Source organism: Sporosarcina sp. Y1004, from assembly GCF_057669665.1.
Genome location: NZ_JBYHFQ010000001.1, coordinates 220,080 through 232,000, shown reverse-complemented (window position 1 = coordinate 232,000; position 11,921 = coordinate 220,080). Strand labels below are relative to the sequence as shown.

Sequence of the window (11,921 nt, the reverse complement as noted above, 5' to 3'; positions counted from 1 at the left end):
CAATTGAGGATACCTGTTTTTTGTTAGAAAAAATTCGTGCTTTCCAATAACTATGTTAAAATTGGAACAATGGGAATAATCAATCACAATTCAAATGAGGGTAGGTCAAATGTATGCGATTAAGAGATAAAATTGTTGTCATAACAGGCGGTGCGAATGGAATTGGAGCTGTCGCCGCTTCACTTTTCGGCAGACATGGAGCGCAGATTGCCATCGTTGATTTTGATAAAGAGGCTGGAGAATTAAAAGCGCAACAGCTGCACGGCGAAGGAATCGAAGCTGCATTCTTTCAGGCGGATGTAGCCAATAGTGAAAAAGTGAAGGAGATGGCAACAAAAGTCATTGAGCAGTTCGGTAAAGTGGATATCCTTATTAATAACGCGGGTATTACTAGAGATGCCATGATGCTAAAGCTTGAGGCAGCAGACTTTCAGAAGGTAATTGACGTAAATTTAACAGGTGTATTTAATTGTACGCAAGCCTTTCTTCCAACAATGCTTGCACATGGCAAAGGAAAAATCATTAATACATCTTCCATTGCAGGGACAGGTGGCAATGTTGGCCAGACGAACTATTCTGCCGCAAAAGCGGGCATTATCGGCATGACAAGAACGTGGGCAAAGGAATTTGGTCCAAAAGGGATTAATGTCAACGCGGTTGCCCCCGGTTTCATCGAAACGGATATGGTTGATACGATTCCAGTGAAAGTGATGGAACAAATTAAAATGATGACTCCTTATAATAGAATGGGAACACCCACGGATGTGGCGAATGCCTATCTGTTTTTAGCATCTGACGAATCCGATTTCATCAATGGAACTGTTTTGGAAGTGGATGGCGGCATGTTGAAGTGACAGTGAAGGGCAACAAAGTAGTTAGAAATAAGAGGAGTAATGGAGATGATTGAACATCTCCATTACTCCTCTTATTTGTGCGGGGCGCTTTTATATTTGAATATCCTTACGTTTACTTGAAGGGGGGATTCGTAATTCTTCCCTGTATTTGCTGATTGTCCGTCTGGATATTGTAATTCCTTGTTCAGCATTGAAGTATTCCGCTATTTTTTGATCGGAATAGGGTTTGAATTTGTTTTCTTGTGCAATGAAACTTTCCAGAAGTGTTTTCATCTTCGTTTGGGAAATGGTATTTCCATCTGCCGTTTCTAGCTTGGAAGTGAATAGCAACCGCAAATCAAAGGAGCCGAATGGCGTCTGTATTACTTTGTTTGTCGTTGCCCGGCTGACAGTCGATTCATGCATTTCAATTTCATCGGCGACTTCTTTAAGGGTTAGAGGTTTCAATGAACGGAACCCATTTTTGAAAAAGTCCTCCTGTCGTTCCAAAAGGACATGCACAATTTTAATGATCGTATTTCTGCGCTGTTCAATGCTGCTAAGAAGCCATTGATAGTTTTTGAATTGCGTATTCATATATTTTGATGCGTCATTTTTTGCGTGAAGATGCAGTGCATAGTCTTTATTCACATGAATCGCCGGTAAAAACCCGTCATTCAAATGGAAAGCGAATTCATTATCCTTCCACTCAACGATGATATCGGGTGTCAAATACTCCGTGGAAGAATCAGAAATGAAGGAGCAAGGTCTAGGATTCAGTGTTTGGATAAAATCGAAAAGGTCTTTCACTTCGTTCATTTGGATGTTCATTTTTGAAGCGATTTCGTTCCATTTACGGTCAGCAACTAGGTTCAAATGGTGTTCCACCAAACAAGCAGCCAATTTGTTTTCCGGATAGCTATACGTAATTTGTAGAAGCAAACATTCTTTTAAGTCCCTCGCGCCTATCCCGATTGGACCTAGTTGTTGCAGGAGGTGGATACCTTTTTCGATGTCATCTTCTTCAAATGCTAAATAGTCATTCGAATAGGCATCGGTGATTTGTAAATAGCCATTGTCGTCGAGATTGTAGAGGAGATACTTAATCAGTTTTTGCGTCTGGATATCCGGGTATAAGAATTTTGCCTGTTCGAGTAATTCATCACGCATATTTTTATCGTTGCTTTGGACCGCGTCCATGGGCATCTCGGAACCGCCGAAAGAGGAAGATTGTCGATGCAAACGTTCTTCGTGGACTGGTTTCTCTTCTTTTTCCTTCAGTTCGATAATTGGGTTTTCCAGCTCCTGCTCCCTGATATATTGCTCAAGTTCATGAGTGGAATATTGTAGTAGTTCAATAGCTTGTCTTAACTCAAAAGTCATTAATAGATTCAGTTCCTGCCGTTGCTGGAGTCCAAGTTCCATGATGATTCCTCCTTTTGGTTCTGAAAAGATGTATGCGCTTTCATATAGTGTTTTTCTAATTGTAGCATAGGTAGTTCTAAATTTCGATGCAGAATTTGAATTTTCACACTAGTTCAATAGAAAAAAGCCCTTGTACGTGTTTGGTAGAGGCAATACATGAAAGCCGTCCAACGACACATACAAGAACCTATTTGTCATGAATCACTTATAGAATTTGCAGTTGTTTCGGGAACGAAGACAATACTTCCGCTTTCCCGTCTTCATTGATATAGACAATGTCTTCGATACGAACACCGCCGACATTCGGGATATAAATACCGGGTTCAATTGTAAAGACAAGCCCCACTTCCGCAATCTGCTCATTGTTTTCATGAATGGAAGGCTCTTCGTGCACTTCAATCCCCAATCCGTGCCCGACACGGTTATTGAAATACTCCCCGTAGCCACTAGTGGTGATGACATTTCTCGCTGCGATATCGAATGTTTTTACTGGTACGCCTGCTTTGACGGCATTGATGCCGGCTTCATTGGACTTCAGAACGATGTCGTAAATTTCTCGTTGTTTATCCGAAGCTTCACCGATTATGAAAGTCCTCGTAATATCAGAACAATAGCCGTCTTTGATGACGCCGAAATCAATCAGCAAATAGTCACCTTGTTGAATTTTACGTTCACCAGGAGAACCATGCGGCAATGCTGCTTTTTCACCGGTAAGCACGATAGTCGAGAAAGAAGGACCATCTGCACCGAATTTCCTCATCAAAAACTCCAATTCTGCCGTAAACTCGGATTCGGACATTCCGATTTCCACTTTCTTAATGCCTTCTTCCAAAACCTTTTCAATGATTTCAATTGCCGTCCGTAATTTTTCGATTTCTTCTTTAGATTTCTTCATTCTTTGTTTGTTAATGAATTGCTGTACATCAATGACTTGTACACCTGGGAAAAACGCCAGTAAACTAGTGTACCGATCATAACTCAGCGCTTTGGCTTCAATTCCAACTGTTTCCGAAAGCGTTTCAACCGATTCACGAACAACCTCGAAAGGGACTTGCTCGTCTGAAATCGCAATGATTGTCGTAACATCGGAGTCTAGCATAGCGGCATCCTTGTCCAATGCCGGTACGAACAGATAGGTTTTATCAGTTTGCGTGTCGATAAACAAAGACATGAATCTTTCATGGGGATCTGAGTTGAACCCGGTATAATAATAAACATTTGCTGGCGATGTAATCATAACCGCACCGATATTGTTCTCAGTGAGATGCGCTGTCAAAAGCGATCGTCTTTCTTCATATATAGTAGCCATAGTGGAAACCTCCTAAGTAGGTATTACTAATAATTATGCAAGAAGGGTATCTAGTTAGCAAATAATGATAGTCACTTGGAAATCTATGCTTGTGAATTAATTCACAATAAGTGACACTTGTCATATCGATAATCATGACATCTATGCCTTCTGTAAAGTCGGATATTTCTTTATCATTAGATTCAAGATAGTGAATCAGAAAAAGTACATCAGATTGAAGGAGGATCACTCAACATGTCTAAAGAAAAAACAAAGCAGTTACACAAAGACGTTGCCCCTTTTGCGAAGTCAGATAAAAAGAAAAGTATTATACAACTTATCAATACAGTCCCACCATTGCTAATCCTATGGTTCTTGGCTTACCAGAGTTTGTCGGTTTCGATCTGGCTAACACTTGGACTTTCTGTGATTGCATCAGGATTCGTCATTCGGACGTTTATCATCTTCCATGATTGCACGCATGGTTCATTCTTCCAAAACAAAAAAACAAATGACATCGTCGGTACCATTACTGGCATCCTTACACTGTTTGCTTATGAAAAGTGGAAACGTGAACACTCAATCCATCATGCAACAAGCTCGAATCTCGACAAGCGCGGCACAGGTGACATTTGGGTCATGACGGTTGAAGAGTATGTAGAAGCATCGAAATGGCATCGTTTTGGTTACCGGTTATACCGAAATCCAATCGTCATGTTCGGTTTTGGACCGCTTTTCCTTGTACTTATCTCAAGCCGTTTCAACCGCAAAGATGCGCGTAAGAAAGAGCGCAACAATACGTATTTGACGAACGTAGCACTTGTTGTCATTTACACAGGTATGATCTTACTTGTTGGATGGCAGGCATTCCTTCTCATTCAAGGAACAATTATGTTCGTTGCAGGAGCACTTGGAATTTGGTTGTTCTACATTCAACATACGTTTGAAGATTCATATTTCGAAGAGGAATCTGAGTGGGATTATGTGAAAGCTGCTATTGACGGCAGTTCATACTACAAGTTACCACGTGTGTTACAGTGGGCTACAGGAAATATTGGTTTCCATCACGTCCATCACTTGTCACCACGTGTTCCCAATTACAACTTGGAAATGGCACATGAATCGACACCACCTCTTCATGTGGCAACAACGATTACAATCAAAGAAAGTATTTCGTCAATCCGATACCGGTTGTATGATCCTGAGAAGAAAAGATTTATCGCATTTAAAGACGTAAAGCATATGATTAAATCAGCAAGTCCTTCTATTGATCTGAAACCGAAACGCACAAGTTTCGACCAGAAATAATAGCGAAAGCAGTCATCTCTTTAGAGGATGGCTGTTTTTTTTATCCGGAAATTTGGTACAATGGTAAGTATAGACAGGACGGTGAACGAACGGTATGCAAAGTTGGTATAGTATCTTCCCGAAAAATCCATGGGTCAGTATTTACGCTTGGGTTGTATTTTGTTTTCTTCCGTTCTTTTTCATCTTTAGATCATCTTCTCCACTTGAAATAACGATTGGCATTTCGTTGTTATTATTATTTTTCCTGTCCTACATGTTTTCATTCAAATCGAAGAGCGGACTCGTTTATATGTGGATCAGTTTTGAAATTGTGATTAACGTTGCGATGACGCTGTTATTCGGTTATGTTTATTTGTCCATTTTCACTGCATTTTTCATTGGTAATATAAAAAATCCAATTGGCTTTTTTGTTATTTACGGGTTACATATTGCGATTACAATTTTTGCGATTGTCATAGGATTCTTCATCGAAATTGAATTGTTCATCTCGCAAATCCATTTCATCCTCATTTGCGTAATTGGTACAGTGTTGTTGCCATTTAATCTTTACAACCGCAATAAACGTGAAAATCTGGTTGATCAATTAGAAAATGCGAACGAACGCATTTCAGAACTGATTATCCTGGAGGAGCGTGAACGAATTTCCCGTGATTTGCACGATACACTCGGTCAAAAGTTATCGCTGATTGGCTTGAAAAGTGATTTGGCCGGAAAGCTGGTATCTCGTGATCCGAGAGCGGCTGAAAGAGAACTGCGGGATATCAGGCAGACTGCAAGTACAGCATTGAAAGAAGTCCGTGAGTTAGTGGCGGGCATGCGGTCGATGAAGCTTGAAGATGAAGTGATTCGCATTGAGCAGATGTTGAAGGCGGCCGAAATGGATTACACAATCGAGGGCAACCCCTCATTCACCAACATTCCTGCAATTGTTGAAAGTGTATTGAGCATGTGCTTGAAAGAAGCGGTGACCAATGTCGTGAAACATAGTTTCGGAAAGACGTGCTGTGTATCGTTTGAACAATTGCCAAATGAATTCGTTATCAATGTAGCAGACGATGGAATTGGCATCACGAGAGGCGGAGAAACCTCGCCTGGTAATGGTTTGACTGGAATGCGCGAACGACTTGAGTTTGTCAACGGAAGCCTTCGAGTGGAGGGTGGCGAAGGAACGAAATTATCGATTCGTGTTCCTGCAGTCATACAACATATTATGGAGAGTGATTGACGTGATACGTATTGTCATAGCGGAAGACCAAGGGATGATGCTTGGAGCGCTTGGATCCTTGTTGAATATGGAAGATGATATGGAAGTGGTCGGCAAAGCAAAAAACGGACAAGAAGCAGTTGCCCTCGTACGGGAGCACCAGCCAGATGTCTGTATTATGGACATTGAAATGCCTGTAATGACGGGACTCGACGCCGCCGAAGCTTTAAAAAGTGAGCCATGTAAAATCATTATCCTAACGACGTTTGCCAGAGCCGGCTATTTTGAACGTGCTCGAAAAGCGGGTGTGCGCGGCTATTTATTAAAGGATAGTCCGATTGAGGAGCTCGTCAATTCAATTCGGACAATCATGGACGGCAGACGGATTTACGCGCCGGAACTCGTCGACATCGCTTACGGCGATGGGGACGAAACTGAAAACCCGCTGACGGAACGTGAAACCCAAGTTCTTAAACTCATCGCAGACGGCAAGACAACGAAAGAAATCGCAGGGGATCTATTTTTAACGCCGGGTACAGTACGAAATTACATTTCTGCAATTTTGGATAAACTCGACGTCGGTAACCGGATAGAAGCCATTTCTCGATTTAAAGACAAGGGCTGGTTTAAGTAAGTGGATACATATGAAGAAGGAGGCCGGCAGCGATGTCGGTTTTTTTGTTTTTTATTGGAGACCGCCCAAAAACCGAAGTATACCGCCCAAAACCTGGAGCAAACCGCCCGAAAATCGAAGTAAACCACTCATATCCCGGAGCGAACCGCCCGAAAACCGAAGCAAACCGCCCAAACCCCCTACACTATCCCCTCATTACACACCCCACCCAATATGTTACACTTTCACTAATAACGGAAACTTCGCACAAGGGGGAAACGAACATGTTTGGAGTCGAATATGCACAGGGGCTTGACGATAAAGACGGTTTGGCTCATTACAGGAGTGAATTTTACTTACGCAAAAACACCATTTACATGGATGGTAATTCACTCGGTTTGTTGTCGAAAAGAGCGGAGCGCACGCTGCATGACTTACTGGATTCTTGGAGAAATTTAGGCATCGATGGATGGACGGAGGGGGACAATCCTTGGTTTTATTTGTCTGAGTCGGTTGGGGAGAAAATGGCACCACTTGTAGGCGGATTGAGCAATGAAGTGATTGCAACTGGTTCTACAACGACAAATTTACATCAGTTGGCGGCCACATTTTACAAACCTTCCGGAACGAGAACAAAAATTCTCGCGGATGAACTCAATTTCCCTTCAGACATATATGCATTGAAAAGCCAACTCCTGCTTAAAGGATATGACCCTGCCGAACACCTTGTCCAAGTGAAGAGTGAGGAAGGCAGATTTTTGCGTGAAGACGATATTATCGAAGAGATGACAGATGACATTGCACTCATTGTCCTACCGGCTGTTTTGTACAGAAGCGGACAAATTCTAGACATGGAAAAACTTGCAAAGGCGGCGAACGCAAGAGGCATCCCAATTGGTTTTGATTTATGCCATTCGATTGGTTCGGTTGAACATGAATTGCATGACTGGGGAGCGGATTTCGCATTTTGGTGTACGTACAAGCATTTGAATGGGGGACCTGGTTCGGTTGCAGGATTGTTCGTTCATGACAAGCATTTCGGTAAAGCGCCTGGATTAGCAGGATGGTTTGGTTCGAAAAAGGAATCGCAATTCGATATGAATCATACAATGGATCCAGCGATGGATGCCGCGGCCTATCAAATCGGGACGCCGCATGTACTTAGTCTGGCGCCGGTTATTGGTGCGCTTGAACTGTTTGACGAAATAGGCATTAAACGTATCCGCGAAAAATCGCTTCAACTTACGGATTATATGCTGAAACTCATTCAACAAGAACTGTCTGCGCATGGTTTTGTCATTGGAAATCCAATTGACGATACGCGTGGGGGGCATATCTTATTGGAACACGCTGAGGCGGCGCGCATTTGTAAAGCGTTGAAAGAAGCCGGTGTTATTCCAGATTTCCGTGCGCCAAATGGCATTCGACTTGCGCCGGTCGCACTATACAATTCTTTCGAAGACGTCTGGCAAACGATTCAAAAGTTAAAAGTGATTATGGATGAAAAACACTATGAAAAGTTTGAGAACAAAAGGGGTGTTGTCGCATGACTGGGAAATGGATTGATATTTCACAACCATTGCATAATGAGATTGCCGAATGGCCGGGCGACACGCCGTTTTCTTACGAGGTCGAGTACTCAAAGAATGAAACAGGATCCGTCAATATTGGGAAACTATCTACTAGTACGCACATGGGAACACATATCGATGCGCCATTTCATTTTGACGATAATGGATTGAAAGTGCTTGATTTACCGATTGAATTATACATCGGACGTGCACGTGTTGTTGATGTTTCAGGAAAAGAAAGCATTGGTCGTGCAGAACTGGAAGGCATTGATTTCGGCGGGGCTGAACGGGTTTTATTGAAAACAGGAAGCCGTCCTGATCCGAACGTGTTCCCAGAGACCTTTACGTATTTACGGACAGATATTGGAGCGCTTTTGAAAGAGCGAGGCGTTCGACTTATCGGTGTGGATACGCCATCTGTTGACCCGGAAACAAGCAAGACAGTCAGTGCGCATCATGCGCTCAATGACAACGGAGTTATGATTTTGGAAAACATTGACCTCAGCAAAGTGGATGCTGGCGATTATGAGCTGATTGCACTGCCACTTCCCATAAAAGAAGGTGACGGCAGTCCTGTTCGTGCTGTGCTGCGTGCTATCGAGGGGAGTCGACAATCGTTATGACGGAAAAAGGAATTCACACAGATTTCAAAGATACGATGACATATGGGGAGTATTTGAATCTGGATACATTGCTGTCGAGCCAGCAACGCTTGTCCGGCCATCATGATGAGATGCTGTTCATCGTTATCCACCAAGTGAGTGAACTGTGGATGAAGCTGATTTTGCATGAACTCAACACGGGTATTGAATTAATTGAAAAAGACGAACTGCCGGAAGCGTTTAAAATGCTGGCACGCGTATCAAAAATTCAGACGCAAATTATTCAGGCATGGGATGTATTGTCAACGTTGACGCCTGCTGAATACATGGAATTCCGGGACAGTTTGGGGCGTGCATCGGGTTTCCAGTCCTACCAGAATAGGCTTATCGAGTTTGCCCTCGGTTACAAACAATCGCATATTTTGAAGATTTACGAGAAAGATACTGAACTTGTGAGTCGCCTTGAGACGGCTTTCCGTGCGCCGGGTATTTACGATGTAGCGATACGTGCGCTTGCGAGAGCCGGCTTCGCCATTAATCCAGAACTACTCGACCGCGATTTCTCTGTTACGTACAAAGGGGATGCGTCGGTAGCTGCTGCGTGGCTTGAAGTCTATCGCAATGTAGATGATCACTGGGATTTATATCAGCTGGCGGAGAAGCTAGTCGATATCGAAGACAGCCATCAGCAGTGGCGTTTCCGTCATATGAAAACCGTTGAACGAATCATCGGTTTTAAAATGGGGACGGGCGGTTCGTCGGGTGTCAATTACTTAAAGGCTGTTCTCGACCACCAGTTCTTCCCAGAGCTATGGGATGTACGGACAAAGTTGTAAATGGGAAAACTCCGCCAACTATTTTTTGTCGGCGGAGTTTTTTTATAGGGTGGTCAATCAAACTAAGTAGATGTCACTCCAATCTTTCAAATGAAATTTTCTCTTCGTTCACTCGAAGAAGCGAATTCTGCAAGAAATTTTCATGAATCGATAGAAATCCAATATTATTCTTTGTTTCAACAATCGCGCCATTTCTCATCGACACATAACGGAGCTCCTCTTGCCACTCCGCACTGTCCGGGCATTTAGCACCTTCTTTCCCGTTGACAATCTTCAAGTTTTCATCGCAATAGCGCTGTATTTTCTTCCCTTTTCGCTTTTGAGCATTTAGCAAAATTGCCATTCTCATACAGAATCCCCATACACCCCTAAAACTCATATTATTTGAAGGACTGCTTGTAAATTGCACAATATCGGCAACTGTACCGGTTTTAGACGTTATATGTGAAGTGACGGCAGAAGCATAATGGACGTCACCCGATAAAATAATACAGCGAGAAGGCTGCCATTTGAAAATGGTTCGGATAAAATCATTGAACCCTTTCCCGTTATATTTCCATGCTTCAAAATCGAATCCTTCATCAACCGGAATCCCTAGTGCACGAAGGGGATAGACGTATGCATGAAGAATAGATTCAATCAGACCAATGCCGTAAAAAGGCGTCGGAGAGATGATAATTAGTGGGTTGCCCTTTTTCCAACCGGATGCGACGAGCGTCTCAGACACAAAACGCCACCCCTCGGGACCGATCAGCCGAGGACTTCGGACACTTTCTTTGACCATCCAGCCTACTTTTACCGGTTGTGGCGCATCGTCAAAAGAACGCAATGTACGCGTATTTAGAAACAAGGCAGCGGGATTGGTAGGCGCTACGAAGTGCCAATAACGGAAATCCCAAAGGTGTTCCGTCCACTCTTCATATGCAGGTGTATCGGCAATAAACCCGTCGACATGATTGCCCATCGACAGTAGGAACTCCTCCGCGAACCGTTGTGGTTCATTGCCCCAACCTTGAAAAGCCCAGTAAGCGAACAATCCGTTTGTGATCACATGTTTCCCTAAAGGTGATTGTGCAACGCGATCACGCCAATTGGCCGATAAATTCCAATCGTCCGTTACATCGTGGTCATCAAAGATCATATACGTAGGAACATTCGCAAGTAATCTTCGAACCTGATGGAGCGCTCCGATTGTTTGGAGAAGGTCTTCGCTTTGCCGGTCGTATCTCGCCTTGCAGCGCGCCCATTCCGCCTCATCATCCGGCAACATGAAATGATAGCCATCCGTTTCAAGGATTTCATCAAATGAAGGGATGCAAGCGGTTTCCCATAAGCTTGGGCTCCAGGACAGTAAGTACATAGCGGCATACTCACCGAATGTCATTAGATGATTGCCGGCATTTGTAGCTGTAAATCGGCAAAACTGTTCCATGATGAATTGCCTGCCGTTGACTTGCACGGATGATATACTAAATGGTTTATCTGCAAGCCGGCTGTCCAGCTGAGTTAAATCTTCTTGTCTATTTAAGCTCCCTGCAACTGTCTGGATAACTGGGAACAAAGGATCTGCTACATCATCCGCATAGATTTGATCGCCGAGAAGGAACAGAGCGCTTGGTCGTTTCTCCAAGTCTTGCTGGGTATTCTTTATAAGTTCATCCCCTGCCGCAAGTGCATCTTCGCCTTTCCCGTGTAACTTTCTACATGAAGCATAGAGGAAGTTCGAGGTTTTACCGGCGGGGATGAAAAATGAGGGATAAGCAAGATCACCGTAAGTGATGGATTGCTCTTTATTGTCTGAAGTTAAACCGAGGCTTGCAAAGGTGTAAGAATCTATTCCATTATGGAAAAACAGGTCATACCCGAGCAACGTATCTACCGGGAAGTTTCCGTTTATTTGTACGAGGTAAATGAAAAGCTGCTGTCCAGCACTAATGGAAGAGGTGCGCGTCCTTGTAGGAAGCTTAGCCTCAGTAGAAATAACATAAACGGAAGCATCAATATCAAAAGGCTGGCTTGTTGCGATCCAAATTGTAACCGAATCGGCTTCAACTCTTCGCAAAATAGGGCCCGCAAGTATCGTTGTTAGTTTCATTTTAAGCACCGCCATTACCTGAGTTGTTCTACTAGCATATTCGCAACGGACGGGGGTGGTGTGTGCTGTTGGATCGACTCATTTAGGAAATAGAACTGTAAATGGAACATTCTTTTGAAGTGTAAAATGGTAGGATTAACGTATTG

10 protein-coding genes are annotated in these 11,921 nt (G+C 43.3%); 7 read left to right on the top strand and 3 right to left on the bottom strand.

Going from position 1 to position 11,921, the window contains the following annotated elements; all coding sequences use genetic code 11:
- The first annotated feature begins 113 nt into the window (after positions 1–113).
- The gene (gene fabG / locus AC25Y6_RS01270; RefSeq protein WP_488141802.1) at positions 114–854 is read left to right on the top strand and encodes a 3-oxoacyl-ACP reductase FabG; all 741 of its coding nucleotides are present in this window, start codon (positions 114–116) and stop codon (positions 852–854) included.
- 90 nt (positions 855–944) lie between these two features.
- Here fabG and rpoN read toward each other — a convergent pair whose 3' ends face one another.
- Together rpoN and AC25Y6_RS01260 are read right to left on the bottom strand one after the other, a co-directional pair.
- Positions 945–2,258 carry an RNA polymerase factor sigma-54 gene (rpoN, locus tag AC25Y6_RS01265; protein ID WP_488141801.1) on the bottom strand — a complete coding sequence of 438 codons (1,314 nt, stop codon included), beginning with the start codon at positions 2,256–2,258 and terminating at the stop codon, positions 945–947.
- Between the two features lie 205 nt (positions 2,259–2,463).
- The gene (locus AC25Y6_RS01260; RefSeq protein WP_488141800.1) at positions 2,464–3,567 is read right to left on the bottom strand and encodes a M24 family metallopeptidase; all 1,104 of its coding nucleotides are present in this window, start codon (positions 3,565–3,567) and stop codon (positions 2,464–2,466) included.
- A gap of 234 nt (positions 3,568–3,801) precedes the next feature.
- On the opposite strand from AC25Y6_RS01260, the gene desA reads away from it, so the two are divergent.
- The 6 genes from desA (at position 3,802) to kynA (ending at position 9,680) form a co-directional block, all read left to right on the top strand.
- Positions 3,802–4,854: a Delta(5) desaturase DesA gene (desA, locus tag AC25Y6_RS01255; RefSeq protein ID WP_488141799.1), complete on the top strand. Its 1,053-nt coding sequence runs from the start codon at positions 3,802–3,804 to the stop codon at positions 4,852–4,854.
- A 94-nt stretch (positions 4,855–4,948) separates the two neighbouring features.
- Complete coding sequence (locus AC25Y6_RS01250; protein WP_482104839.1) at positions 4,949–6,079, top strand: sensor histidine kinase; 1,131 nt, start codon at positions 4,949–4,951, stop codon at positions 6,077–6,079.
- Between the two features lies 1 nt (position 6,080).
- Positions 6,081–6,692 carry a response regulator transcription factor gene (locus AC25Y6_RS01245; protein ID WP_482104838.1) on the top strand — a complete coding sequence of 204 codons (612 nt, stop codon included), beginning with the start codon at positions 6,081–6,083 and terminating at the stop codon, positions 6,690–6,692.
- A 263-nt stretch (positions 6,693–6,955) separates the two neighbouring features.
- Positions 6,956–8,221: a kynureninase gene (kynU, locus tag AC25Y6_RS01240; RefSeq protein ID WP_488141798.1), complete on the top strand. Its 1,266-nt coding sequence runs from the start codon at positions 6,956–6,958 to the stop codon at positions 8,219–8,221.
- Positions 8,218–8,865, top strand: coding sequence for an arylformamidase (kynB, locus tag AC25Y6_RS01235; protein ID WP_488141797.1), 648 nt, complete (start codon positions 8,218–8,220; stop codon positions 8,863–8,865). Before kynU ends, kynB begins: the two co-directional genes overlap by 4 nt.
- Entirely contained in the window at positions 8,862–9,680 is an 819-nt protein-coding gene (kynA, locus tag AC25Y6_RS01230; RefSeq protein WP_482101740.1) for a tryptophan 2,3-dioxygenase, read from the top strand. The genes kynB and kynA overlap by 4 nt, the downstream gene beginning before the upstream one ends.
- A 73-nt stretch (positions 9,681–9,753) precedes the next feature.
- Here kynA and AC25Y6_RS01225 read toward each other — a convergent pair whose 3' ends face one another.
- Positions 9,754–11,775, bottom strand: coding sequence for a metallophosphoesterase family protein (locus AC25Y6_RS01225; protein ID WP_488141796.1), 2,022 nt, complete (start codon positions 11,773–11,775; stop codon positions 9,754–9,756).
- Positions 11,776–11,921 lie beyond the last annotated feature (146 nt).